Annotated in this window: 22 protein-coding genes; 17 read left to right on the top strand and 5 right to left on the bottom strand. The window is 52.2% G+C overall.

What is annotated here, in order from left to right; translation table 11 throughout:
* Positions 1 to 82 precede the first annotated feature (82 nt).
* Positions 83 to 1402, bottom strand: coding sequence for a polysaccharide lyase family 7 protein (locus RB298_RS24390; RefSeq protein ID WP_486048972.1), 1320 nt, complete (start codon positions 1400 to 1402; stop codon positions 83 to 85).
* A 417-nt stretch (positions 1403 to 1819) separates the two neighbouring features.
* Here RB298_RS24390 and RB298_RS24395 point away from each other — a divergent pair, with 417 nt between their 5' ends.
* Genes RB298_RS24395 through RB298_RS24405 form a run of 3 tightly spaced genes read left to right on the top strand, consistent with a single transcriptional unit; the run spans position 1820 to position 5231 of the window.
* Entirely contained in the window at positions 1820 to 3235 is a 1416-nt protein-coding gene (locus tag RB298_RS24395) for a deoxyguanosinetriphosphate triphosphohydrolase family protein (protein WP_486048974.1), read from the top strand.
* A 24-nt stretch (positions 3236 to 3259) separates the two neighbouring features.
* Positions 3260 to 4201: an LLM class flavin-dependent oxidoreductase gene (locus RB298_RS24400; protein ID WP_486048976.1), complete on the top strand. Its 942-nt coding sequence runs from the start codon at positions 3260 to 3262 to the stop codon at positions 4199 to 4201.
* Between the two features lie 49 nt (positions 4202 to 4250).
* Positions 4251 to 5231 carry a TRM11 family SAM-dependent methyltransferase gene (locus RB298_RS24405; RefSeq protein WP_277746997.1) on the top strand — a complete coding sequence of 327 codons (981 nt, stop codon included), beginning with the start codon at positions 4251 to 4253 and terminating at the stop codon, positions 5229 to 5231.
* A gap of 13 nt (positions 5232 to 5244) precedes the next feature.
* On the opposite strand, the gene RB298_RS24410 is transcribed toward RB298_RS24405, so the two are convergent.
* Both RB298_RS24410 and RB298_RS24415 read right to left on the bottom strand, forming a co-directional pair.
* Positions 5245 to 5556, bottom strand: a complete 312-nt coding sequence (locus RB298_RS24410) for an MGMT family protein (RefSeq protein ID WP_015737339.1) — start codon at positions 5554 to 5556, stop codon at positions 5245 to 5247.
* A 149-nt stretch (positions 5557 to 5705) separates the two neighbouring features.
* Positions 5706 to 6659 carry a D-2-hydroxyacid dehydrogenase gene (locus RB298_RS24415; protein WP_213579721.1) on the bottom strand — a complete coding sequence of 318 codons (954 nt, stop codon included), beginning with the start codon at positions 6657 to 6659 and terminating at the stop codon, positions 5706 to 5708.
* A gap of 298 nt (positions 6660 to 6957) precedes the next feature.
* On the opposite strand from RB298_RS24415, the gene thpR reads away from it, so the two are divergent.
* From thpR to RB298_RS24430, 3 genes are all read left to right on the top strand, one after another.
* Positions 6958 to 7539, top strand: coding sequence for an RNA 2',3'-cyclic phosphodiesterase (gene thpR, locus RB298_RS24420; protein ID WP_486048979.1), 582 nt, complete (start codon positions 6958 to 6960; stop codon positions 7537 to 7539).
* A gap of 97 nt (positions 7540 to 7636) precedes the next feature.
* The gene (locus RB298_RS24425; protein WP_009590448.1) at positions 7637 to 8533 is read left to right on the top strand and encodes a cell wall hydrolase; all 897 of its coding nucleotides are present in this window, start codon (positions 7637 to 7639) and stop codon (positions 8531 to 8533) included.
* A gap of 42 nt (positions 8534 to 8575) precedes the next feature.
* Entirely contained in the window at positions 8576 to 9259 is a 684-nt protein-coding gene (locus RB298_RS24430; protein ID WP_486048981.1) for a metal-dependent hydrolase, read from the top strand.
* A gap of 98 nt (positions 9260 to 9357) precedes the next feature.
* Here the strand turns inward: RB298_RS24430 and RB298_RS24435 are convergent, their stop codons facing one another.
* On the bottom strand, positions 9358 to 10533 hold the full coding sequence (locus RB298_RS24435; RefSeq protein WP_486048983.1) for an MGDG synthase family glycosyltransferase: 1176 nt from the start codon (positions 10531 to 10533) through the stop codon (positions 9358 to 9360).
* A gap of 327 nt (positions 10534 to 10860) precedes the next feature.
* Here RB298_RS24435 and RB298_RS24440 point away from each other — a divergent pair, with 327 nt between their 5' ends.
* The 5 genes from RB298_RS24440 to RB298_RS24460 all read left to right on the top strand — a co-directional run bounded on the left by RB298_RS24440 (position 10861) and on the right by RB298_RS24460 (position 19597).
* Positions 10861 to 11442, top strand: a complete 582-nt coding sequence (locus tag RB298_RS24440; protein WP_015737333.1) for a TetR/AcrR family transcriptional regulator — start codon at positions 10861 to 10863, stop codon at positions 11440 to 11442.
* Between the two features lie 212 nt (positions 11443 to 11654).
* On the top strand, positions 11655 to 13922 hold the full coding sequence (locus tag RB298_RS24445) for a YhgE/Pip family protein (protein ID WP_486048985.1): 2268 nt from the start codon (positions 11655 to 11657) through the stop codon (positions 13920 to 13922).
* A 77-nt stretch (positions 13923 to 13999) separates the two neighbouring features.
* Entirely contained in the window at positions 14000 to 14200 is a 201-nt protein-coding gene (locus RB298_RS24450) for a hypothetical protein (RefSeq protein ID WP_486048987.1), read from the top strand.
* Between the two features lie 351 nt (positions 14201 to 14551).
* Positions 14552 to 19147: a glutamate synthase large subunit gene (gene gltB / locus RB298_RS24455; RefSeq protein WP_486048989.1), complete on the top strand. Its 4596-nt coding sequence runs from the start codon at positions 14552 to 14554 to the stop codon at positions 19145 to 19147.
* Positions 19148 to 19450: 303 nt separating this feature from the next.
* Complete coding sequence (locus RB298_RS24460; RefSeq protein ID WP_009590439.1) at positions 19451 to 19597, top strand: hypothetical protein; 147 nt, start codon at positions 19451 to 19453, stop codon at positions 19595 to 19597.
* A gap of 97 nt (positions 19598 to 19694) precedes the next feature.
* Here RB298_RS24460 and RB298_RS24465 read toward each other — a convergent pair whose 3' ends face one another.
* Positions 19695 to 20063, bottom strand: coding sequence for a helix-turn-helix domain-containing protein (locus tag RB298_RS24465; protein WP_009590422.1), 369 nt, complete (start codon positions 20061 to 20063; stop codon positions 19695 to 19697).
* Between the two features lie 328 nt (positions 20064 to 20391).
* Here RB298_RS24465 and RB298_RS24470 point away from each other — a divergent pair, with 328 nt between their 5' ends.
* The 6 genes from RB298_RS24470 to RB298_RS24495 all read left to right on the top strand — a co-directional run bounded on the left by RB298_RS24470 (position 20392) and on the right by RB298_RS24495 (position 24440).
* A complete protein-coding gene (locus RB298_RS24470) occupies positions 20392 to 20802 on the top strand; it encodes a hypothetical protein (RefSeq protein WP_015737328.1) in 411 nt (136 codons plus the stop codon).
* Positions 20803 to 20918: 116 nt separating this feature from the next.
* Positions 20919 to 21608 carry a CpsD/CapB family tyrosine-protein kinase gene (locus RB298_RS24475; RefSeq protein WP_486048992.1) on the top strand — a complete coding sequence of 230 codons (690 nt, stop codon included), beginning with the start codon at positions 20919 to 20921 and terminating at the stop codon, positions 21606 to 21608.
* Positions 21605 to 22657: a nucleotidyltransferase family protein gene (locus RB298_RS24480; protein ID WP_486048994.1), complete on the top strand. Its 1053-nt coding sequence runs from the start codon at positions 21605 to 21607 to the stop codon at positions 22655 to 22657. The genes RB298_RS24475 and RB298_RS24480 overlap by 4 nt, the downstream gene beginning before the upstream one ends.
* A gap of 286 nt (positions 22658 to 22943) precedes the next feature.
* Positions 22944 to 23735: a hypothetical protein gene (locus RB298_RS24485; RefSeq protein ID WP_015737326.1), complete on the top strand. Its 792-nt coding sequence runs from the start codon at positions 22944 to 22946 to the stop codon at positions 23733 to 23735.
* A complete protein-coding gene (locus RB298_RS24490; protein ID WP_009590425.1) occupies positions 23732 to 24013 on the top strand; it encodes a PqqD family protein in 282 nt (93 codons plus the stop codon). The genes RB298_RS24485 and RB298_RS24490 overlap by 4 nt, the downstream gene beginning before the upstream one ends.
* Positions 24003 to 24440: a signal peptidase I gene (locus RB298_RS24495; protein ID WP_015737325.1), complete on the top strand. Its 438-nt coding sequence runs from the start codon at positions 24003 to 24005 to the stop codon at positions 24438 to 24440. Before RB298_RS24490 ends, RB298_RS24495 begins: the two co-directional genes overlap by 11 nt.
* The last annotated feature ends 73 nt before the right edge of the window (positions 24441 to 24513 follow it).

The raw sequence follows: 24513 nt of genomic DNA on the forward strand, positions 1-24513 counted from the left end.
TTCGATTGGTAGTTGAAGCGTGTTTAAGAACGCCCGGAAGCAGGCGCTGGACTGTCCCGGGCATCGGATGGACAAGTGGAAGCTACGGATGCATGTGCGTTAGTGAGAAGAAGGTGGCTTTGACATGGTCGGATTGATCGGAGTTGGTATCGGATTTGTTCTGGTTATAGACGCCTGCTTTGAAGTAAAGATATTTATCGTTGTAACCGCTTGGGAGGGTATGGTTCACGGTGGTGGCCGATCCGCCCTCCGGGATTACTTTTACCGTCATGAGCAGTCCGGTCACCTTGATTTCATAGCTCCATGTCTGGCCGAGGGCAATGCCGTTTACAGGGTTAAGCTGGTTCGGTCCGCCGAGTATGTTCACCCAGGTGTTGTTGTTGTCCAGATCATCGGTCCCAAAATAAACCGCACCTCTGCTGTCCGAAGGACGCTTGTGGTAATAAAGCCGTATCGGCTCGGTGCTGGGGCCATGGATTTGCCCGACCACGACGCGGCCGATTTTATCGGCTTCGTTACCGCTGACGGATACACGATCCACGCGTAAGGTAGCCTTCATCGTTCCATCCACGCCGCCGGCCTGCGACTTTATGGATGGGGAGGAGGTAGAGGTTACCCAATTATTGGCCCATGAGGAGGCGCTGTTCGTCGACGGATTCAGCATTTCCCGAAGCTCGGAGCGGGTGTAGGTGCTGTTCGTGGTGGTCTCGCCGATATTAGGGGATGTGAATACCATGCCGCCGGTGACGGGATCGGTATAGAACCAATCCGGATGCTCGTAGCCGCCGGCGAGTGCGCCGGCTGGAATCTCGGACGCGTCAGGCAGGGTGATTTTCCACTTGGTTAGGTCAAAATTGCCCGAAGGGGGTTTAGCCGGGTCAAGGTTTCCGCTTCCTCCATCCGTAGTACCTCCCCAAATTTCGACCTCCGTATAGCTGTTCCAGTCATTTGAGGTGTTGCCGTAGCCCACAATGCGTACATACCGGGCTTCAGCGACGGGGATGGAGAAGGATTGCAGCTGGTTGTTTTGAGCGCTAGTGACAGCGTTCCGTGCTTGAAGCCAGTTGGAGCCATCCGATGAGGTTTGAATATCGAAGGTGAATGTGCGCGTGTCTCCGTTGTAAAACGCGATCTTGACCAGTGAAACCGGTTGGGCGGACCCCAGATCCAGCCTCAGCCAAGTGCCGTCGCCTTCGCCGGACCAGCGTGTGCTAAGACTGCCGTCCACCGCTTTCGATGCATCGCAAGCACAGCGGGTGTCGTAGCTGCTGGCCGATGCGGAAGCCGGGTACTTGCTCTCATTAGCTGCGACACTCTGTCCTTCAAATAGACCAGCAAGCAGCATGGCTGCACTGATCAGGCAGAAAGTCATTTTTTTGGATAAAGCAAACCTTCGTTTCACGGCGATCCCTCCCGTAGGTTGATGTAATCGTTAATAAATATCATTTCCCTCCTTTCTGCGGTGCGCTTCAGACTGGCATGACAGCGCTTACCTAAAACGTAGCAAGAATGTGCGCACAGGTCTTGTGTTAATCCTATAAGTACTTGGTATTTTTGCATAATGGGAGGATTTATTGCGCCTTCTGCCCTCCCGCAGCTTTCCTGGATGATGAAGCATCGTGTATTTGGATATCGTCACACCTGACTCGGACAGGAAATATCTTGTTTCGCGATAACGGATAGGATGAGCCGGGTATACAATGAGGGAACAGGCGGAAAGGGAATAACATTTTTCTTCGGATGCCGTATGGCATATAATCTAAAGAACGAACGATTCCGAATCGACCTTAAATAGATAAAAAAAACAGGAGTGGGACAAATGACACTGAAGGAGCTTAGAGAGCATCGCCAATATCCGGAGCAAACGAAGTCGGATGCTTCGCGCGCGGTATACGAGCGGGATTATTCGCGCCTGATCCATTCGCCGACGTTCCGCAGGCTGCAAGGAAAATCGCAGGTATTCGGCGCCGGCACCGGCGATTACTACCGGACGCGCTTAACGCATTCGCTTGAGGTGGCGCAGATTGCGAGAGAAGCGGCACGGAGCCTGACGCGTCTTTATCCCGAAGTGCTGCCGGAGCAGGCCGAGAACGCAGGGCTGATGATTGATCCCGAGGTGGTGGAATGCGCGGCGATCGCCCATGATTTCGGGCATCCTCCGTTCGGCCATAAGGGCGAAGAGGTGCTGCAGGGCATTCTGGAGAAACTCATTGACCGCAGGACCGAGAAGGAGCTGACGCGCCAGCCCGGTACGCCGACACCGGAGCAGGCGGCCGAGGTGCAGCAGGCCATGCGGCGCAAATATGAGCATTTTGAAGGGAACGCGCACAATTTCCGGCTGATCATGTTTTTGGAGAAAAGAGAGAACGTAAACGGCCTCAACCTGTCGGATGCGGTGCTGCTTGGCATCAACAAATATCCGTTCTCCGGCCTGGATAATCCCAAGGGGATGTACCGGCATGAATGGGAATACATCTCCCATATCCGGAATGAGTGGCAAATATCCGGAACGCACAGAACGCTGGAAGCGCAGCTTATGGATCTGTGCGATGACATCGCGTATTCCGCGCACGATCTGGAGGATGGCATCAAAGCAGGGAAGATTGAGGTGCACGAGCACTTTCTGCGGGACAGCCATCTCAACAAGTTGATCGTGCAGAAGATCATGACGCTGGAAGACGAGGTGTGGAAGGGATGGACCAAGGAGCAGATCCAGCCGAAAGTGGATTTGGTGCTGGACGAGTTTCTGAAAATATGGAACGAAAAAATGCCGACCTGCGAGAATGATTATTCACGCACCCGGCGCGAGGTCAAGGCCTACTGGGTCAGCCTGTTTGTGGGCAGCCTTGGCGTGATCGCGAACGGGGATTGGAAAAAGGTCACGTTTGTCAAAGACGGCGTCGAAGACGAGGATATGCTGCGTACCGTCAGCGTCCTGAAAAGTTTCGCCTGGGTGACCATGATTCGCGACCTGCGGGTTCAGCGCCTGCAGAAGCGCAGCGAATGGATCATCAAGCGCTTGTGGGATGCCTTTCTGGATCCTGTCGCTTCAACGGCGATCATTCCATCCGACTGGCTCCAGCGATACGAAGCGGACCAGAAGCGGGCGAATCCGATCTGGACGTGGGAGCATATGGTGATTGATTATATCGCAGGGATGACGGACGCTTTTGCCGAGAAAATCTATAACGAGTTGTACGGGCTCAAGGTAGGTTCGATCTATGATTTGGATTAGTAACGGCGATACAAGGGGGATTGCATGAATAGCCAATTGAAACTGAGCGTGCTTGATCTGGTTCCGCGATGGGGAGAGAGCTCGTTCGAAGAAGCCTTGCAGCAAGCGGTGATACTGGCGCAGTCTGCGGAACAATGGGGCTACGGGCGATACTGGGCAGCGGAGCATCATGATCTGGAGCACCTGTCCTGTGCGTCGCCCGAGATCCTGCTGTCCCATATCGGCGCCCGAACAACGCGCATCCGGCTTGGTTCCGGGGCCGTGCTGCTGCCCCATTACAGCCCGCTGAAGGTGGCGGAGAATTTTCGCATGCTGGCGGCGCTGTATCCCGGTCGCATCGATCTCGGGATCGGGCGGGCGCCGGGAGGTTCGGCCCATACGAGCATGGCGCTTAGCGGGAATTTCCTGGGGCATGTGGCGGATTTGCCGCAGCGGATTCGGGCTTTGACCGAACTGCTGGAGGACCGGTATCGCTACGACGATGTGCCGGTGGCAGCCAAACCGGTACCCTCAGCGCAGCCGGTGATGTGGATGCTGGGCACGAATACGAAGGGTGCCGGGTATGCAGCCGAATTCGGGACGGGCTATGTATTCGGACAGTTTATGAGCGATACGGACGGGGCGGAGATTCTCCGTTCTTACAGGGAAGGCTTTCAGCCAAGCGCTGATCTGAGAGAACCGCGTGCGATGGTGGCGGTGAGCGTGATTTGCGCGGAGACGGAGGAGCAAGCAAGAAAGCTGGCCGCGTTAATTCCACGGCCTGGGGAGAGCGACCTTCCTTCGGAACCGACGGATTCCGATTCTTCCGGTCCATCCCGGAGGCTAATCATCGGCACGCCTGCAAGCGTGCGAGATAAGCTGCAGATGATGGCGGAAAAATACCGGTGCGACGAGTTCCTGGTCGTTACCCCCGTGAGCGATTACGATGCGCGGCTGGAATCGTATCGGCTGTTAATGGGGCAGTAGCGACTGCTGCACACTGCTGCACATATATAATAGAAGAGAGACGAAATACATGAAGAATACGAACGACTATGACATGACCTTCGGTCCGTCCTCCATGAGCGATAAATCATCTTATCTGTATACGTATGCCTGTCATGAAACCGAGCGGGCGCTATGCTTGATGGAGCTGACGGAGCTGTTCGGTCAGGGGCCTGACGGTGCGGACTGGCTGGAAAGCGAGCGGCGGGTCGATCCGGATCGCAGCCCGTTCCTATCGGCCAGCCTTGACGTCAAGATGACTGGAGATTCCATCGAAAGCATCGCCGAGCAAGCAGGCCGCATTCGACTTAACCAAACGACCTTCAAAGTCGTCTGCCTTAAGGCGGGCGATCGTTTCAGCTATGATCAATTGCGCGGTTTCGAACGGATGGTAGGTGGCCGAATCGAAGGAACGGCGCAGATGAAATCTCCGGATGTCACGCTCGGCCTGATATCCCTAAACGGAATCTGGCGATTGGGGGTATTGCACGAGCCTGAACGTGCCTGGCTGGAGCATAAGCGGAAGCCGCAAAATTATTCGACAGGGCTCAGCTCGAGGGTGGCCAGGGCGCTGGTCAATCTGGCCGTGCCTCGGATAAACGGTGCCACGCTCATGGATCCCTGCTGCGGAATGGGAAATGTATTGATCGAGGCATTCTCGATGGGAATCCCGGCCGAGGGCCGTGACATCAATCCGCTCGCGGTTCGGGGAGCGAGGGTGAATCTCCGGCACTACGGTTATGATGACAATAAAGTTGCCGTCCAGGACATGAACACGCTGCATGGACATTATGATGCCGCTGTACTGGATTTGCCGTATAATCTGTGCTCCGTCTTTCCAGAGGATGAGCAGTTGCGGATGCTGAAAAGCTTACGCCGCTTGTCAGATCGTGCTGTCATCGTAAGTACGGAGCCGCTAAGAGAGCAGCTGACGGACACGGGGTGGAAGGTGCTTTCTCATTGCACGACCCGCAAGGGGAGCTTTGTAAGGGATATTTGGCTGTGCGAATAAACGGCTCCCCGATTTATTCGGCAGGATCATATCGATACTTCTCCAAATCAATGATGCCTTTGTGATTGACGGCAACACCTTCGTCCTGCAGATACAGCTCCTGCATGAGCCTGGACTCATCGTCTTGGATCGCGATTTCTCCTTTGGCGTTGATGACCCGATGCCACGGCAGCTTGTGAATATGACTGAGGGTGTGAAGTATTCTGACGACCTGCCGGGCGCCCCTGGGGCTGCCGGCCAGTCTGGCCACCTGTCCATAAGTCATCACGTATCCTTCCGGAATGCTCTGAATCACTTCAATGACGCGTTTTGTAAACGGCTGCATTTATGTGTGCTCACTCCATTTTCCATATAAATAAAAAGGGCGTCCCGGCAGGCAAGGTAAACCCCGGGACGTTCCTTTTTTTGACAAGCTCCTTAACCCAACGCGTGGATCTAGATACGAAACGGTGCTTCACGACTTGTTGCCTGGTCTTAGTACGACTTGCTGTAATCGATCACATTGCGGGATAACGGCTCTCCGTTTACGTAGTGCTTTAAATTCTCCAGGAAAATATCCACGGCACGCTCGCCGTATCGATCCGTATCGCCTGCCATGTGAGGCGTCATGATGACGTTGTCCAGGTTCCACAGCGGATGGTCCGCAGGAAGAGGCTCTTCCTCGAAGACATCCAGACCCGCGCCTGCCAAAGCTCCGGATTGCAGCGCTTGGACCATGTCGTCCGTGACCACGGTCTGGCCGCGGCCTACGTTCACGAAGAAGGCGGAGTCCTTCATCGCCGAGAACCTTGCCGTATTGAACAATCCGCGGGTTTCATCGGTCAGCGGCAGGATATTGACGATGTAATCGCCTTGCGCCAGTGCTTCATCGAGCTGATCGACCTTATACATCGATTCCACGTTAGGATCGGACTTGCCGGAGTTGCGGACCCCGACGGTCCGCATGCCGAACGCCTGGGCCACCCGTGCCGTATGGCTGCCGATTTGGCCGACGCCGACGATGACGATGGTTTTGCCGGCCAATTCCGTGAACGTGCCGGATGTATCCCACTTGTTGTTCGACTGCTGACGGATCGCGAGATGAAGGTTGCGGTTGAAGGCCAGGATCATCGCAAAAATATGCTCCGTGATCGGAACGCTATGTACGCCGCTGGCATTGGTCAACTGAATGCCTTTTTCCTCTAGTTCCCGGAGCGGCATTTTATCCACCCCGGCCGACCAGGCTTGAATCCATTTGAGCTTACTGTCGGCGGACAATACCTCGTCCTGCATGGAGCGTGACCAGCCGATCATGATCTCGGCATTCCGAACGATGCTTCCCGTCAGCTCTTTCGCTTTTGTCACCAACAGGTCATAGTCGGGGGCAATCTCCTTGATTTTTTGCTGCTGCTCGGCGGTTAAGTCGTGTATGGCCACGATGTTCGGCATGGTACTACCTCCTAAGGAATATGATGTTCAACCAGAATCATAGCGAAAATCTCTTAGGGAACATATTATCAGAAATCATCGCTTTGCGCATGAACGAACGGACGCGATTGGTAAATTTGTACATGAATTATTGTCCGATTTATGGTAAATTGAAGCTTCATCATATTTTTAGGCGAATTTGATGTACCCCTCATACTATTTTCAGATATTCTTGCTCAAACTATAAACGAACCAGGAAAACATGGTGGCAGTGCTTAGACTGCTAGCGATAAAAGATGATTGGAAGGAAGTGTCGTAGTTGAGCCATTCGGCTGAGGGAGCTATGGATCGTTTGTTTGTTGCCGTGCGTCTGCCTTCGGAGGTCTCCTCCCGGATACAGGATTGGACGGAAACATTGAGGAAGCAAGCCAATTTCAAAAAATGGGTTCATCCGCAGGATTACCACATTACCTTACAGTTTCTGGGCGATACGCCCTCTCATCGCATAGCGGAGCTTACTGGTGCGCTCCAGGAGGTAGCCAAGGAACGCAAGCCCTTCAAGCTCAGTCTTTATGATGCCGGCGTGTTCGGGGCAAGCGGCTCCCCAAGGATTCTATGGGCTGGGGTCGGCGGGGATCTGAATGCGCTCGCTGAGCTGCAGCAATCGGTCGTGTCGCGGATGGAATCTTTCGGATTCGTACCGGAGGAGCGTCCCTTTCGACCGCATATTACGGTTGGCCGGAAATTTCAAGGAAATCAAACATTTTCTTTGGATGTTATCGGAAAAGGACCCGAACCTATCCAGTGGGACGTGCTAGAAATGGTTCTTTTTCGAACAAATTTACAGGCGAGCCCGATGTACGAAACCGTAGGTGTGGCGCGGCTTTCGACCATTTTTTGAAATTGAAAATAGAATGTTCATAAAATTACCATGTTTTCAACGCCTAAAAATGTGGTTACATAGTGTAGAAATGTGCCGACATCATAGGAGGAAAAATATGGTTATGAAAGTGCTACGGCAAAATCGCTGGGTTGCGCTGCTCATCGGAGCGCTCTTTGTGAGTTTGTCTCTTATAAGTTTGCTTGGAATGCAATCGAAAACGACGGAAGGGAAAGAGCCAAAGCAGGACATGCCCAAATTTGTAACGGCTGCTCCGGTTCCGGAAGGCGACCCTGATCACTACGTTAAAGCTGAGAGTAGGCAGCAGGATAGGGAACCTGTCAACATTTTGTCTTCAATTGTTTTCCAAGAGTGGAATAAGCCGGGGAGCAAGGTTCATGCTTTTTCAAACGCAAAAGGCATTGGTTTAGCCTCCGGGAAGATCGACTCGAAAGCATCATTGAAGACTGCAGATGAGAAGAAGAAAGCAACCAAATCTCAGGCTGCGGACGGGAAACCGGCAAAACAAAAGGGGACTCATGTCGTCAAATCCAAGGCGGAAAGCCTATCACCCCCCACAACTTTATTCTTCACAAGAACAAATACGTTAACCCAGGACCAAAAAGACAAAGCGACCTGGACCTATGATTTGTCAGCTGAAGAACTGCTTCTGCTCCAGAAGATTGTCATGGCAGAGGCGGAAGGCGAACCGTACGAAGGCAAGGTGGCAGTTGCCAACGTTGTCTTAAACCGGCTGCGGTCAGCCAATTTTCCCGATACGATTACCGATGTCATCTATCAAAAGCATCAATTTAGTCCTGTAGCGAACGGGCGTCTTAAACGTGTCCAGCCGAACGAAGAGACGATTAAGTCCGTGAATGCGGCGCTTCATGGCCAAAAAGAGGTGAAGGACGATACGTACTTCTTCCTGTCTTTGAAGCTGGCTCAGGATCTCACGGTGCATCATTCCAGGACTTTTGTTAAAAAAATAGGAAATCACTCTTTTTACAAGTAGTGCCCATAAGGGTAAACTAGGATGTAGGAGGTGTGTTTAACCATGAATATTACGTATTATGGCCATTCCAGCATATTGGTGGAGGAAGGCGGCGTTCGTGTCATCATCGACCCGTTGCTGTCCGGTAATCCCGGTTCCGGCATCGAACCCAATGACGTGAAAGTGGATGCAGTGGTTCTGACGCATGGGCACTCCGACCACTTTGGCGACTGCATCGAAATCGCGAAACAGAATGATTGTCCGATTATCGCCGTGTACGAACTCGCCGTGTATTGCGGCCAGCAGGGAGTCAAATCCCATGGAATGAATATCGGCGGAAGCGCGCAGTTCGACGGTTTTAAGGTGAAGTTTACCCCGGCCTTCCATTCTTCCTCCATCTCGGTGGGGGATACCTGGATCTATGCGGGGCAGCCTGGAGGCGTCATTCTGACCATGGGTGGAAAAACGTTCTATCATGCTGGCGACACAAGTTTGTTTGGCGATATGCGCCTGATCGGAGAGATGAACAACATCGATACAGCCGCGCTGCCGATCGGGGATATGTTGACGATGGGCCCGCAGGACGCCCTGCTGGCCGCACAGTGGATTCGTGCGAAGCATGTCATCCCGGTGCACTATGACACGTTCCCGGGCATTAAACAGGATGCAAGGGCCTTCTGCGACGAACTGGCCCAAACGGGCATTCAGGGTCATCCGTTGAAAGCAGGAGAAACGCTGGAAATATAGATCGATTTATACTTAAAAAAGCTTCCCTGTCACATAGGACAGGGAAGCTTTTTGGTAGAGGATAAGTGCATAAGCGCGTTCTGGGAACAGGATGCATATTAGGGCTGGTCCGCCAATATTTTGACGGCATCTTCGGGATAAACGGGTATGCGTCCTTCGGCCAGCAATCCCATCACCTGGCCGGCGCAGTGATCGGGCTCCAGATGAGGCGTGCGCTGCCGGACCGCTCCGTTACGCTTCTTCTCCACCTGGTCATAATGATCGGACAGCAGGTTCAGCCACTTGTCGATCACGGCAGGGGAGTCGAGAATTTCCCCGTAGCCTTCGCTGACAAAGAAGTGGGAATTCACTTCTTCCTGTCCCGGGATAGGCTCATAGAACAGCATCGGAATTCCCTTGGCGGCTCCTTCCGTGCATGTCATCCCGCCGGGCTTCGTAATGAGAAGATCGGACACGTCCATCAATTTATGTATATCGTCCCGATAACCGAGAACATGAATGTTGGGATGCTGGAAGATCGGATCTTCGCGCATGCTGGCAACCAGCTTATCGTTCTGTCCCATACAGAAGACCAGCTGGATATCATCGGCCCTGCCGGCCAGCTTGCTGAGCAACTCCTTGTTGAATACGAGGCCCCATCCGCCCCCCATGATCAGCACGGTGGGCATGTTCTTTAATTCAAGCTCGGCCTGCAGCGCAACCCGGCTGCCTCTTTCCCAGAACTTCGGATGCACCGGAATGCCGGTCACATGGATGAATTCAGGCTCAATCTCCCGCAGCATGAGCATCTTTTTCACATGAGGCGTCGATACGAGATATTCATCAACCTCCGGATTGACCCAGGTGCCGTGCGCATCATAGTCGGTAATCAGCGTATAGAGCGGAACATCAAGCCCCTGGCGCTTTAGGCGGGAGACCACGGCGTTGGGAAACGGGTGGGTGCATATGATCAGATCCGGTTTCAGCTCCTCGATGACGCGCTGGGCCTGCGCATAGAAAATCCGATGCAGCGCGAGCCGCGTCAGACGGTTTAACGATTTCTTATATTGCGAACGGTACAGCATGCCGACAAGGCGCGGCCGGGTGCTGACGGTTTTTCGATAAGCGGACAAAATCAACGGCCCCACGGTGGGATTCAAAAAATTGCCAAGTTCAATGACGCGGCAGTGGATGCGGGGATTCATCCGCTGTATACCTTCAGCCAGGGCATACGCCGCTTGCGTATGTCCTGTGCCGAAACCCTCTGAGAAGAGGAGCACTCTTGTATATCGCATGGTTTCACCTACTTCTTTCTCCCTCTATCTTACAAAACAGGAATCATTTTTTGAAGAGCGGCGCGAAAAAAAAGAGTATGCATCCTAAGTATACGCGCAAAAGGGAAAAGCATTTCAATTTATTTTACCGGCGGACTTTTTCTTTCATTAGACGTTATGATAAGATTTGAACCCTGCATCCGCATTTTCAAAAAAATTTAACGAAAGATATTGCAACGCATCCGATAATCTGGTAAAGTGATTCTTGACCGAATGACCAGAATTGTATTTTGGTCAGTTTCGAAAGAAAAGGCCAATCAAAAGAAGATCGTAGAAGGAGGGGTAAGCATGCCAGCTGTGGACCGACGGAAGCAGGTGCTAGATGCTGCCTCCAAGTCGTTTGCTTTGTTCGGATACAAAGCGACGACGATGGAACAGGTGGCGAAGATTGCAAATGTTGGGAAAGGCACGATCTACACGTTTTTCACGAATAAGGATGAGCTGTTCGACGAGATCCTGCTATCGGCCATCATGGAGATGAAACGTCTGGCCGAACGGGAGATACGGAAGGACAGGGATTTCTTTGACAATCTCTACCGGGTGCTGGATGCGCTGCTTGAATTCCGAAGCGAGCATGAGCTGTTCATCAAGCTGTCGCAGGAAGTTCGGGACATCGGCACGCCTAAGGCGCATGAGGGATTGACGAAAGTGGAGAACGGAATCGTCGGGTATCTCAAGGGAATCGTGGAGAATGCCATTTCGATCGGTGAGATCAAGCCGCTGGATGCTCAGGTGGTATCCTTTGTGATGCTGAAGCTGTACGTTGCGCTCACGACCGACTTCAATCAGCTTCACAAGCCGCTCAGCAAGGAACAGATCAAGGAATATATGATGGTGTTCTTGGCTGACGGGCTCAAAGCCTCCTCGTAAGAGGAAGATGCAATCTCCTTCGTGATGAGGAAGGCGGACTCTCTTGGCTTGAGGGATCGCCTTCCTTGCCAGGGATCGTTTTTTTTGGTCTAAACTGACCGAATGAGCATATTGGTCATTGTGTGCTGGAATGAAGATGTGATTTGCCGTAAGAGCAGATTCATGTCGGCTGGTTAACTGCTGTATCTATAGAAAAAAAGGAGAGAGACTGGATGAAGTCATTATCTGTGTTTGCCAAAGATCTTGGTGCCGCCGTTCGGAATAAAAAAATATTGATTCCGATCATCGCGGTGCTGTTCATACCGGTCATGTACAGCGGTATGTTCCTCGGGGCCTTCTGGGACCCGTACGGAAAGATGGAGGATTTGCCCGTAGCGGTCGTCAATAACGACCAGGGCGCCGTTTTTGAAGGAAAGACGCTTCACGCCGGCGAGGATTTGGTGGCCGAGCTGAAGAAGGGAAAAGATTTTAATTGGCAGTTCGTTAACCGGAGCGAAGCTGACCAGGGCATGCAGGATAACAAATACTACATGACCATCAGCATTCCGGAAAATTTCTCGCAGCAGGCGACAACGTTAATGGATGAACATCCGCAGCCTGCGCAAATCGTCTTCGAGCCGAACGAAGGCTACAACTTTCTTGCGGCACAGATCGGCGGATCTGCCGTGAAGCAGATTCAGTCCAAGGTGTCGGCGAAAGTGACTGAAGCCTACACGGAAACCCTGTTCGACCAAGTGGCCAAAGTATCTGACGGCCTAAGCGAAGCGGGGGACGGCGCCACGAAGCTGTCCGAAGGTGCCGTGAAGCTGGACGACGGCGCAGTGAAGCTCAAAGAGAACTTGGCTAAACTCGTCAGCGGCACGCAGGAGCTGCAAGACGGCATCGCGCCATTGACGCAGGGCGTGCAGGAGCTGAATAACGGTGCCGGCAAGCTGAACACGGGAGCGGGCTCCCTCGCCTCCGGCCTGGATCAGCTTAAGGCGGCTCACAGCCAGCTGCAAGCAGGGGCAGAAGAGGCCGGCAAGGGCGGTGCCAAGCTGCAGGCGGGCATTGAATCGGCCGCAGCCGGCAGCACGGCCTTGAATGAAGGCCTGCAAGCCAACCAGGCAGGGGCAGCCCAGCTTACCGCGGGAGCGAAGAGCGCTCATGATGGCAGCGGCAGCCTGAAGGCCGGCCTGAATCAATCGCTGGAAGCCACGGCTGCGCTGGAGCAAGGCGCAAAGGCTGTCGCGGACGGCCTGAAGCAGCTGGCCGAAGGCAATCCGGAGCTGGCGCAAAGTCCGGAGGTGCAGCAGCTGCTGGCCGCGAGCCAGTCCGTCGCCTCCGGCACGAGTGAGCTGAATGCCGGTCAGAAGCAGCTGGCGCAAGGCGCAGCGGAGCTGAACCAAGGCACGCAGCAGCTGCAGGAAGGCGCAGGCAAGCTGAGCGCCGGCGCGAACCAGCTCGCTGACGGCGGCAAACAGCTCGCCGCGGGCGGCCAAGAGCTGCTGGCCGGCGCCAAACAACTGAACGCCGGCCAAAACCAATTGGCCGACGGCATGAAGCTGTTCGGCACGAAGCTGAGCGAAGCGGCAGCCGGCGGCAAGGAGCTTGCCAGCGGCGCGGCCGCCCTGTCGCAAGGCACGCAGCAGCTGGCAGGCGGAGCCGGCAAGCTGGGAAGCGGCGTAACGACCCTCGCCGACGGCTCGAAACAGCTGGATTCCGGGGCTGGCGAGCTGGTCAACGGAATGAACGAATTGAAGGAAGGCAGCGGGGAGCTTGCAGGCAAGCTGAACGAGGCTGCCGACAAGACTGGCGGTATCCAAACCACCGACGAAACGGTCACGATGTTTGCCGGACCGGTTCAGGTAGATGAGCATAAAGTGAACGAAGTACCGAACTACGGTACCGGATTCGCGCCATACTTCCTGTCGCTCGGCTTGTTTGTCGGAGCCCTGCTCTGCACGATTATTCTGCCGATCCGCGAGGCATCGGTACCGAACGCATCGGGCTGGAACCGGTTTGTCAGCCGTACGCTGTCCTTTGCCGGCATGGGATTGATTCAAGCGCTGCTGGCTTCGGTTGTCATGCTGTACGGATTGAAGCTAGAGGTTCAGAGCGTTCCGCTCTTCTATCTCTTCTCCATCATTACCAGCTTGTCGTTCATGTTCCTGGTGCAAATGTTCGTCACATGGCTGGATCAGCCTGGACGCTTCGTCGTCATCGTAATCCTGATCCTTCAATTGACAACGAGCGCGGGCACGTTCCCGGTAGAGCTGATTCCGAACTGGATGAAGGCTTTGAATCCGCTGCTGCCGATGACCTACAGCGTAAAAGGCTACAAAGACGTCATTTCCACGGGAAGCTTCGACGGCATGTGGGCCAACGTGGGCGTACTGGCCGGATTCGGTCTGGTGTTCCTAGTGTTGACCGCGGTGTACTTCCTGGCAATCCGAAACAACAAGCAAGCAGCAGACGCCGATACAGCGGTGACTGCGTAAGAAGAACTTCTATATAATATGTAAGGAAAAGGACTTCCCCGGGGGATCGAACAGATCCAGGGGAGGTCCTTTTTTTGATGAGCCGATATAACGTGGCGATCATCGACGCGATACCGGGTATGGTTGCGTCAAGGTTCATCGGACCCCTCAACCTGCTGCTGGAAATACTCCCGAGAACCGATCATGAAGGAGCTTCATTTTATATAGGATGGATGGTCAGGATGATCACGGCTTCACTGCCGGAGAGAGGAGTGAGCGGCCAAAGCGGAGCGATATGATAACGAATTACGAAAAAAGTGATGAAAACCGCTTGTTCGGAATGTTCTATTTGCATGTTTTTTTGCACTATTCTACATAATGTTTAACTAACTTTTGTGATTACTCTCACAAAAACAATTCTTATCAAATTCATAAAAACTTTGAATTGCCTGCATTGTATGACGGTGATAAAATATATAGAACTAATTAATCTTACGTGTTAGGTAAATGTTAACCCTTGTCGCTTTTGCACAATACTGCATCGCCTCAAGACAGTGTGTCCACTGCAGGAGAGGATTGATGTCCAACCTTTACGTTTTTCTGTTATTGATCAGCAGCATTTTATTCTATAAAAAGAAAGGTTGCATCTTATGAAACATACTGATTTTCCCCAGAAACAGGGCCTCTATGATCCGCAGTTCGAAAAAGATGCTTGCGGTATGGGTTTCGTTGCTCATATCAAGGGTAAGCCATCCCATGAAATCGTCAGCAGCGCGCTGACCATGCTTGCCAATATGGAGCATCGCGGCGGTCAGGGCAGCGAGCCGAACTCCGGCGACGGTGCGGGGATCATGTTGCAGATTCCTCATTCCTTCTTTGCTGCCGAAGCGGCGAAACTGGGCTTTGAGCTTCCCGAAGCCGGGCATTACGGTGCAGGCATGCTGTTCCTTTCCCATGATCCTGCCGTCCGTTCGGCGCATGAGGAGCAGTTGGCTTCGATTATTGCCGAAGAAGGCCAGACCCTGCTTGGCTTCCGCGATGTGCCTACCCATGATGAAATGCTGGGCAAGTCCGCAAAAGCGGCAAAGCCGTATGTCCGCCAAGTGTTCATCGGCCGCAGCGCCGACATTCAGGATGATCTCTCGTTCGAGCGCAAGCTGTATGTCATCCGCCGCCGCGCCGAGCTGGCGATCCGTTACAGCGGCAAGCCCGAAGGCGACAGCTTCTACGTATCCAGCCTCTCCTGCCGAAAAATCGTATATAAAGGCATGTTGACGACGGAGCAGGTGGGGGAATTTTACCTGGACCTGCAGGATGAGGGCTTGGAATCGGCGATAGCGCTCATTCACTCCCGTTTCAGCACGAATACGTTCCCGAGCTGGGAACGTGCGCATCCGTACCGTTTCATGATTCACAACGGCGAAATCAATACGCTGCGCGGAAATGTGAACTGGATGCACGCGCGCCAGTCCATGTTCGAGCATGAGCTGTTCGGAAGCGATTTGGAGAAGGTGAAACCTGTCATCAACCCGGACGGATCCGATACCGGGATGTTCGATAATACATTTGAATTCCTGTACCTCAGCGGTCGTTCCCTGCCGCACGTGGCCATGATGATGGTTCCCGAGCCGTGGAGCAACCATGAGAGCATGGATAAGACCAAAAAAGCATTCTACGAATACCACAGCACGCTGATGGAGCCATGGGACGGACCAGCGGCGATGGCATTCACGGACGGCGTTCAGATCGGCGCCACCCTGGACCGGAACGGGCTGCGCCCATCCCGTTATTACGTGACGAAGGATGATCTGATCATCCTGTCCTCCGAAGCGGGCGTTCTGGACGTTGCGCCGGAAAATGTGCTTTACAAGGATCGCTTGCGTCCTGGACGCATGCTGCTTGTCGACACGAAGGAAGGCCGCATCATTTCCGACGAGGAAGTCAAAGCCAGCATCGCGGCTGAGCTTCCATATTCCGAATGGCTGGATGAGCATCTGGTAGAGCTGCATGATCTTCCCGATGCGCCGGAGCTTCCGGATCCGAAGCATGAGAATGTGCGTCAGCTCCAACAAGCGTTCGGCTACACGTACGAGGAACTGCGCAAAGTGATCGAGCCGATGGCGATCACGGGCGCGGAAGCGATCGCTTCCATGGGATATGACGCACCGCTTGCAGTGCTGTCCGACCGCCCGCAGCGGCTGTTCAACTACTTCAAGCAGATGTTCGCCCAAGTGACGAATCCGCCGATCGATGCGATCCGCGAGGAGCTGGTCACTTCGACGGCGACGACGATCGGCCCGGAGCGCAATCTGCTGAAGCCGGAACCGGAAAGCTGCCGCCACATCCGCCTGGATTCGCCGGTGCTGTCCAACGAAGAGTTTGCGAAGCTGCGCCATGTCCGCCGTCCGGGCTTCAAGTCCATGACGATTCCGATTTTCTTCCCGGCGGCCGAAGGAGCCGAAGGGCTTCGCAAGGCGATCGACACCCTTTGCGAAGCTGCGGACCGAGTCATCGCCAAGGGGCATAACATCCTGATCCTGTCTGACCGCGGCGTGGATAAGGACAATGCGGCGATTCCTTCGCTGCTAGCCGTTTCGTCGCTCCATCATCACCTGATTCGTCAGGGAACCCGGACCAAGGTGGCGATCCTGCTGGAATCGGGCGAGCCTCGCGAAGTGCATCATTACGCCCTGCTGCTCGGTTACGGCGTGAGCGCGGTCAACCCGTATCTTGCGTTCGAAACGCTGGACGACATGATTCAGGAAGGCATGCTTCGCGGCATCTCGCATGAGAAGGCTGTGAAAAATTACATTAAAGCGGCAAGCAAAAGCGTCGTGAAAGTGTTGTCGAAGATGGGGATTTCCACGATTCAGTCCTATCGCGGCGCACAAATCTTTGAAGCCGTCGGCCTGGAGGAAGATTTCGTGGAGAGCTACTTCACGCGGACGCCGTCCCGCATCGGCGGCATCGGCCTGGAGGAAGTGGCCAGGGAAACGCTGGCCCATCACGAGCGTGCTTTTACCGACAAGGACGGCAACGATAAAGCGCTGGATTCAGCCGGCGAATACCAATGGAGAGCGGACGGGGAAGAGCATTTGTTCAATCCGAGAACCATCCATTTGCTGCAGCAGGCCGTCCGGACCAATGACTACGCAACTTACAAGAAATACGCCGAGCTCGTGCAGGGTGAGAATGAGCAGCATCTGACGCTTCGCGCACTGCTCAAAATCAAACCGGCAGGCAAACCGGTGCCGCTCGATGAGGTTGAATCCGCGGAGTCCATCATGCGCCGATTCAAAACGGGCGCGATGTCCTTCGGCTCCATCAGCAAGGAAGCGCATGAAAGCCTGGCGATCGGGATGAACCGCATCGGCGGCAAGAGCAATACGGGTGAAGGCGGAGAGGATCCGGCCCGCTTCATTCCGGATGCCAACGGCGATTCCCGCCGAAGTGCCATCAAGCAGGTGGCGTCGGGACGTTTCGGCGTCACTTCCAATTACCTGGTGAACGCGGACGAAATCCAGATCAAGATGGCGCAGGGAGCGAAGCCGGGTGAAGGCGGACAGCTGCCGGGCCGCAAGGTATACCCTTGGGTGGCCGAGGTCCGCGGTTCGACGCCGGGCGTAGGGCTGATCTCGCCGCCGCCGCATCATGATATTTACTCCATCGAGGATTTGGCGGAGCTGATCTATGACCTGAAAAATTCCAATCCACGCGCGGATATCAACGTGAAGCTCGTATCCGAAGTGGGCGTAGGCACGATTGCCGCAGGCGTTGCGAAGGGCCGCGCGGACATCATCCTGATCAGCGGTTACGATGGCGGCACGGGTGCTTCGCCGCAAGGCTCCATCCGTCATGCCGGCATGCCTTGGGAGCTTGGGCTTGCCGAGACCCATCAAACCCTCATCATGAACAATCTGCGTGACCGCGTGGTGCTGGAGACCGACGGTAAAATGCTGAACGGGCGCGATTTGGTAGTGGCGGCTCTGCTCGGAGCCGAAGAGTATGGATTCTCAACGGCACCATTGATTGCCGTCGGATGCATTATGATGCGCGTCTGCCAAATGGACACCTGTCCGGTCGGCGTGGCCACGCAGAATCCGGAGCTGCGCAAGAACTTTACGGGAGATCCGGAGCATGTCGCCAACTTTATGCGCTTTGTCGCTCAAGACATGCGCGAGCTGATGGCTGAGCTTGGCTTCCGTACCATTAACGAAATGATTGGTCGTACGGATTGCCTGGATGCCGTCAAAGCGGAACATCATTGGAAGAAGAAAGGCGTGGATATTTCGGCATTGCTGTATACGCCGGAGCTGCCGGAGGGCAGCACGCGCTACCGTACCCAACGCCAGAATCATGGTCTGGAACAGACGCTGGATATGCGTTCGCTGCTGGGCACCGCGGCGCCGGCATTGGAATCGGGAGCTGCGGTGAAGGGCACCTTCCCGATCACGAACGTGGACCGTGCCGTGGGAACCATCCTGGGAAGCGAAGTCACGCGCAAGTATGGTGCTGCCGGATTGCCGGAAGACACCATTCAATTCGACTTCGTGGGTTCCGCAGGGCAGAGCTTCGGCGCATTTGTGCCGAAAGGGATGACGCTGACGGTTGAAGGGGATGCCAACGACTATATCGGTAAAGGCCTTTCCGGCGGCAAGCTGATCGTGAAACCTTCACCTAAAGCAACCTTCAAAGCCGAGGAGAACATTATTGCGGGGAATACCGCATTCTATGGGGCTACAGGCGGAGAAGCCTATGTAAGAGGCATTGCCGGCGAGCGTTTTGCCGTACGTAATTCGGGCGCGAACATCGTCGTCGAAGGCGTCGGCGATCATGGTTGCGAATACATGACCGGCGGCCGGGTGGTCGTTCTCGGGGAAACCGGACGCAACTTCGCGGCCGGGATGTCCGGCGGCATAGCCTACGTCTATGATCCTGAGGGAACCTTCGTGGATCGCTGCAATCTGGAGATGGTGCTTCTGGAACGCGTCGAGGATGGAACGGAAGCGGAAGCCCTCCACCGTCTTGTCCGGCAGCATGAGCAGTATACCGGCAGCGTGCCGGCACAGCAAATTCTGGGAGACTGGGATCAAGCGCTCAGCCGCTTTGTCCGTATCATTCCGAAGGATTACAAACGCATGCTGCTGCATATCGAGAAGGTACAGGATCAAGGCCTGACGGGGGAAGCAGCGCTCCTCGCCGCCTTCGAGGCGAATATGAAAGAGCTGGCACGTACAGGGAACTAGAATCCAAAACGTATGACGGGAAACCACATTGTATTCTTTAATGAATGCAATGTGGTTTTTCTTCATATATAAATAAATTACAAGGGTTTAAGAATCTTCTATGATGATGACAGGATTCACCAAAAGAAAATTCGACAAAATTAGAACCGGAAGCATAGGACAAAGGCTCCACAAGACGACAGCATCATGTGATTTCATTCGTTATAATATTGGTAAGTAAGTTGTTGGGAAGATATGCGTTATCATCGTGTTCATGCAGCAGGGATGGAGATGAAACTATAGATAAGCGAGGTAGTTGAAGAAATGAGTGTGGACAAGGAGAGAGGCTCCGGAAGCACCGAGCAGCGGCTTGACCAGCAGAAGACGAACATCGACATCAATAAGCTCATGACTCAATTGGGAATCCATCCTGATAAATGGCTGCAAATGGAGGAAGCTCATAACGATTAATACATTTGTCATTGCTAAACATGACTCTAGTGAAAATCCCCGATACCGCTATGTTGGACATAGTGAGTAACGGGGATTTCCATCTTCATGATCCGCATTATTTCATGGAGCGTTCCATGCGAACAAAAGCAATAAATCTTTTGGCTTCCTCTTCGGTTAACTTGCGGCCATCCACCGTGAGATTGAACCGCTCCAGCAAATCCTGGTCCGAAAGCTCAAGTCCGTCCACAAATGAGCGAACCTCCGGATCAAGCACCGATTTCTCCAATGTTGTTCTCCCGATCAGATAGTCTATGGATACGTCAAAGAGGTCTGCCAGGCGGGTCAATGTTTCAAAATCCGGCTTGCGCCGGTTTTTTTCGTAATGGGATAGTGCAGCACGAGTAATGCCGACAGAGGTTGCGAGTTCTTCTTGAGTCCACCCGCGCTGTTCACGTAGTTCTGCAATTCGTTCTCCGTAGTTCATGCTTTGATCCCCCTTTCAATTGCTTGGCATACCTGATGGTGTGATTAGAAAAATGCGTCGATTTTATATAAAGCAGCTTAATGTACGTAAAGTCACGGTTTGGTGATGAGAGGGTCGTAAAAATACGTAACATCCTAAATTTACACACGGAAGGTAGAAAATGACGATTTTTCTATTGACTCGATACGATATGTATCGTAAAATTGGAAAATAAAACGATACAATTTGTATCTGTTATCATTTTTTGAGTGACACTTAGTATCATTTTATCCATCGATAAAATGTCCCATACCAGAATTTATAGAAATAAAGGAGAATTAAAATCCTGATGTCAAGCGAAACGAAGCATCTTATTAAGGTAGGGATTAGAGTCATGGAGATTGGTCCCCTGAGCCTGCACGGCAGAAGCCACGATGTGACGCCGATCGAGCTGGGTCCGGAGAAGCTTGTTTTCCTGTGTCCCTGGGATATCCCCATGAGTCCCAAGATAAAGCTGCGTTATGAAATCGATGACATGTTTGATCATATTCAGGTTTATGGGAGGATACAGACTCAAGAGCCATTGCATGATTATCGGTTGTATCAGGTTCAAATATGTACGGATCGTGATCAAAAAGCACGGATAACGGGCATGCTTAACCGGATGATAAGCAGTCATGTGGCGTTTAGCCATGCCGTTTATCAAAATTACATATATCGTTCGCCAGGCCAATATAATAAAAAGCTAATCATACAGTAACAAACTAGATACAGACATTTTACTATATTTCAGATGCTTGGTCATTAGTTCTTTTACCTTAAATCCGCTCACTCTTTTCACAGGGATCGGACTATTTTAATAGGCAGGTGAGTTAAATGGCGAGAAAATACAAAAATCCTCTGGTTACCGTCATTAACCCGAAATCTCCGGCAGCGGAATCGTATCGGGGGCTAAGGACGAATATTCAATTTTCCGTTCATGACAAACAGGTTAGGGTGATCATGGTTGGCTCGGCTCAAATGAACGAAGGCAAAACAACAACAGTTAGCAACTTGGCCGTCGCCTATGCGCATGAAGGCAAAAATGTGCTGTTGATTGAAGCGGATTTGCGTAAACCCTCACTGCATCACGTATTCGGCGTTTCGAACGATACCGGATTGACCAATGTCTTGGCCCAGCAGGTAGACATTGAAGACGTCATTCGGCCGACGGCGGTTACGAATCTCTCCGTCATAACTTCCGGCTCCATTCCATACAACCCTTCCGAAATGCTAGGTTCCCACAACATGCAAATGTTAGTTCACGATCTTAAGCAACGCTACGACATGATTTTGTTTGATACCCCTCCCATATTGGCAGTGAGCGATGCGCTTATTGTCAGTGCTTTATGCGATGGCGTCGTTTTGGTTGTACTGGGTGGGAAGGTGAAGAAATCCCAGGTGAGAAAAGCCAAAACTCAACTTGAGCATGTTAAGGCCCATCTTCTTGGGGTAGTGCTTAACAATATAACGATCAGAGAAAATGAAGCAGAGCAGCTTTATTACGGTAGTAAGTGGTTGAAATGAAGAACCGCGACATTCTGGTTATGTTTCTGGATGAGTTGTACCAGGGGAGGCTTCCTTCCCTGAGTGAATCTCAATATGACAAACTGATGGAAGATGTCGAATTGTTTGATATCGGGCCCCAGGTTTTCTCAGAGCTTCAGCGAAAACACCTTCTTCTTCAAATCCCGGAAAAATTCCGGCTCAAATTAAGCTCTGATGCAAATACCGTACTCTTACAGAACCTTTTTATAAAAATCGAGCTCAAAAAGATCCTGCAGACCTTCGAAGCGTCCTGTATAGAAGCGATCCCTCTCAAGGGAACGCTGCTTGCAGAACGCTATTTTGGCGGTCTCGCAGCGCGCGTCACGACAGATATCGACCTGCTTGTGGGCAAGGAGGACTTGCATCGAGCCGCCACGCTGTTGACGAATGCTGGATTTGTTAAAGCTGCGGGCGATGCTACACATTTTCATGAAGAATACGTCAAATCATTGGATAACGATAATTTTCCCTCGCTAACCATTGAATTGCATTGGAATATCAGCAGAGAGGATTTTACGGCTACGGATGTGTCCCGTTTGTGGGACGAAGCTTGCGTGATGAGCGATTTTAATTACATTTACGAGCTAAGCCCGCTGCACACCTTTTACCATATTTGTCTGCACGGCATGAACCATCACATGATGTCGATGAAATACTTTGTTGACATTGCTACGCTTATACATTCCCTTGATACAAGGCTGGATTACGCGAAACTGTTGGATATGGCCGCTGCGGATCGAAATCTCTCGAAGGTATGGATCGCTTTGAATCTGGTTTACAGCATGTTCCCGCATCTTCAGGCACGATGGCCGCTGCCGCTGCTTTCATACAAGTTTAAATATCCAGGATGGAACCTTGAAAAGGCGCGTAAAGTTATGCAGGGTCGCAAGGGCTTTAGTTACTCATGGTTCAGAATGATGACCGCCTTCACGGTCCATGATACTTGGAGGCAGCGCTGGTCCCAGGTAGGATTCCTTATTTGGAATTTGCCGCTGCTGTGGATAAGAAAAAGTGAAATTTTCAGATAGGATATTTTTACTATTTATTGGTTGTGATATGTAGCATTATCTAGTTGACATGATACAAATTGTATCATAAACTAATGCTCAAGAAGGAGGTGTTAAGTATGAAAAAGACCTACGAGGCTCCAAAAATTTTGGCACAGGGCAAGGTGGAGTTTGGCACGACTCGTCCCAGCAACCCGGGCGGCGGCGGAAACCCTATTTGGTAGTATTTATACATTCCTTTGTTCATCGTTCCATAAAGCGCTTCGCTGGAATTGAATTATTATAGGTGGAAGTCGAGGTTGATCATATGTATGTAGCAACGGCAATAGTCGGAAAGTCCCGGGTGTCCTTTAAAACCGAATCGAAACGGATAGCCGAATTTGTCGCCAAGCGATTTAGGGTATCCGCCATTTCTGGTCAGGATCCTCAGGCTGATTTGTATGTTCGTATTCGAGGTGGGTACGGAGAGCCATTTGATGATGGACCTGTCCAGATTTCTGTATCCGAACATCTAATTAACTTCAAACGCTGTGATTATCATATGATTTCATCCCGGGATTACAGTTCGGCGGAAATCCATGTCTATGACGAGTTTGCCCTGAAGCATGCATTAATTAATTTGTACAGCTCATGGCTAATCCATGGAGAGCGCGGACTGCTGATCCATTCCTCTTGTGTGGTTCAAGACGGCAAAGCGTGGATGTTCGCAGGCCAATCCGGTGCAGGTAAGTCGACTGTCGCTGAGCTGTCGCGTCCCCGTCCGATTTTATCTGATGAAGCTACGTTTCTGTACATAGAAGAAAACGGACGTGTAACCGTGTTTGATTCTCCATTTCGCAGCGAGATGGAGAATCCCTGTGAACTTGAGGAAGCCGAATTATCCGGCATCCATTACATTATTCAATCCCCTGAAGTGGAGCGTGTGTCCATAACGCCGTTAGACGGATTCGCGCTAATGCTGGATAAGGTGTTTTATTGGCGTCATGATCCTGAGGAAACAAGAAATATGATTGCTTTATGCAAGAAGGTAGTGCAGCAAGTACCTTCCTATCAGCTCTATTTTCAGAAAAATGATACGTTTTGGGAGAGGATTTCATGAGCCAAACACAAACGAGGCTGCTGATAAGAAATGAGCATGTTGAAAGCGAAATGATCGGAAACGAATGGATATTGCTGAATATGAAGGAGCATGTGGCAACCAAGCTGAATGAACTCGGGGGGTATATCTGGAGCATCATTCCGGAATATGGGCACATGGAAGGAATCATTGAAAAAATTGCGGAGGAGTATGACATTGACCGTCATACTGCTGAGCAGGACGTAAAACCATTTATTGAAGAACTGTTGGGCAGCGGCCTTCTGACGTATGCTGGATGAGGCCAGAATCGCCAACGAATGGATGGAAAGACGCGGGGGGATCCAACTTCCCTCCTTGGGGCGCAGCATGTACCCCTTCATGGTGGAGGGTGAGCTAAGTTCTTTTGAAAAGCTCAATCATGAGGAAGCCAGAATCGGTGAAGTCTATCTCTTTGTTACAGGAGCGGGAAGCCTCGTCTGTCATCGGCTTCATGACATTCATGGCGAAGGCAGCTTGAAACGATACATATTTAAAGGGGACACCAACATTGTCCCGGATGAGCCGGTACGGAAAGAACAAATCTTGGGACGGTTTACCGGAACTTATAAAAGGAAGGGTTGGATTCCTGCCGATCATTGGAAATTGTCGATTCTAACCTGGATAACGCTCAACATACCGCTGTGGCCAAAGATGGTAAGGCGGTATTTGTCGTTAAGAAGGCTTTAAATAGAAAGATGTGATGATATGAGGATATTACGAAAACGAGGATCGAGGATTTCGGAACGATCGGAAAAGCATG

This window comes from Priestia sp. BR_2, assembly GCF_041954005.1.
GTDB classification, from domain to species: domain Bacteria; phylum Bacillota; class Bacilli; order Paenibacillales; family Paenibacillaceae; genus Paenibacillus_AQ; species Paenibacillus_AQ lautus_A.

Bases quoted from the DNA above. Each gene is read 5' to 3' on its own strand.
- RB298_RS24450 (WP_486048987.1), top strand. From the start codon at position 14,000: ATGAGCCGATATAACGTGGCGATCATCGACGCGATACCGGGTATGGTT.
- RB298_RS24480 (WP_486048994.1), top strand. From the start codon at position 21,605: ATGAAGAACCGCGACATTCTGGTTATGTTTCTGGATGAGTTGTACCAG.
- RB298_RS24395 (WP_486048974.1), top strand. From the start codon at position 1,820: ATGACACTGAAGGAGCTTAGAGAGCATCGCCAATATCCGGAGCAAACG.
- RB298_RS24465 (WP_009590422.1), bottom strand. From the start codon at position 20,063: ATGAACTACGGAGAACGAATTGCAGAACTACGTGAACAGCGCGGGTGG.
- RB298_RS24485 (WP_015737326.1), top strand. From the start codon at position 22,944: ATGTATGTAGCAACGGCAATAGTCGGAAAGTCCCGGGTGTCCTTTAAA.
- RB298_RS24435 (WP_486048983.1), bottom strand. From the start codon at position 10,533: ATGCGATATACAAGAGTGCTCCTCTTCTCAGAGGGTTTCGGCACAGGA.
- RB298_RS24475 (WP_486048992.1), top strand. From the start codon at position 20,919: ATGGCGAGAAAATACAAAAATCCTCTGGTTACCGTCATTAACCCGAAA.
- RB298_RS24405 (WP_277746997.1), top strand. From the start codon at position 4,251: ATGAAGAATACGAACGACTATGACATGACCTTCGGTCCGTCCTCCATG.
- RB298_RS24490 (WP_009590425.1), top strand. From the start codon at position 23,732: ATGAGCCAAACACAAACGAGGCTGCTGATAAGAAATGAGCATGTTGAA.
- RB298_RS24400 (WP_486048976.1), top strand. From the start codon at position 3,260: ATGAATAGCCAATTGAAACTGAGCGTGCTTGATCTGGTTCCGCGATGG.
- RB298_RS24495 (WP_015737325.1), top strand. From the start codon at position 24,003: ATGCTGGATGAGGCCAGAATCGCCAACGAATGGATGGAAAGACGCGGG.
- RB298_RS24445 (WP_486048985.1), top strand. From the start codon at position 11,655: ATGAAGTCATTATCTGTGTTTGCCAAAGATCTTGGTGCCGCCGTTCGG.
- RB298_RS24410 (WP_015737339.1), bottom strand. From the start codon at position 5,556: ATGCAGCCGTTTACAAAACGCGTCATTGAAGTGATTCAGAGCATTCCG.
- RB298_RS24460 (WP_009590439.1), top strand. From the start codon at position 19,451: ATGAGTGTGGACAAGGAGAGAGGCTCCGGAAGCACCGAGCAGCGGCTT.
- RB298_RS24440 (WP_015737333.1), top strand. From the start codon at position 10,861: ATGCCAGCTGTGGACCGACGGAAGCAGGTGCTAGATGCTGCCTCCAAG.
- RB298_RS24470 (WP_015737328.1), top strand. From the start codon at position 20,392: ATGTCAAGCGAAACGAAGCATCTTATTAAGGTAGGGATTAGAGTCATG.
- RB298_RS24430 (WP_486048981.1), top strand. From the start codon at position 8,576: ATGAATATTACGTATTATGGCCATTCCAGCATATTGGTGGAGGAAGGC.
- RB298_RS24415 (WP_213579721.1), bottom strand. From the start codon at position 6,659: ATGCCGAACATCGTGGCCATACACGACTTAACCGCCGAGCAGCAGCAA.
- gltB (WP_486048989.1), top strand. From the start codon at position 14,552: ATGAAACATACTGATTTTCCCCAGAAACAGGGCCTCTATGATCCGCAG.
- RB298_RS24425 (WP_009590448.1), top strand. From the start codon at position 7,637: ATGGTTATGAAAGTGCTACGGCAAAATCGCTGGGTTGCGCTGCTCATC.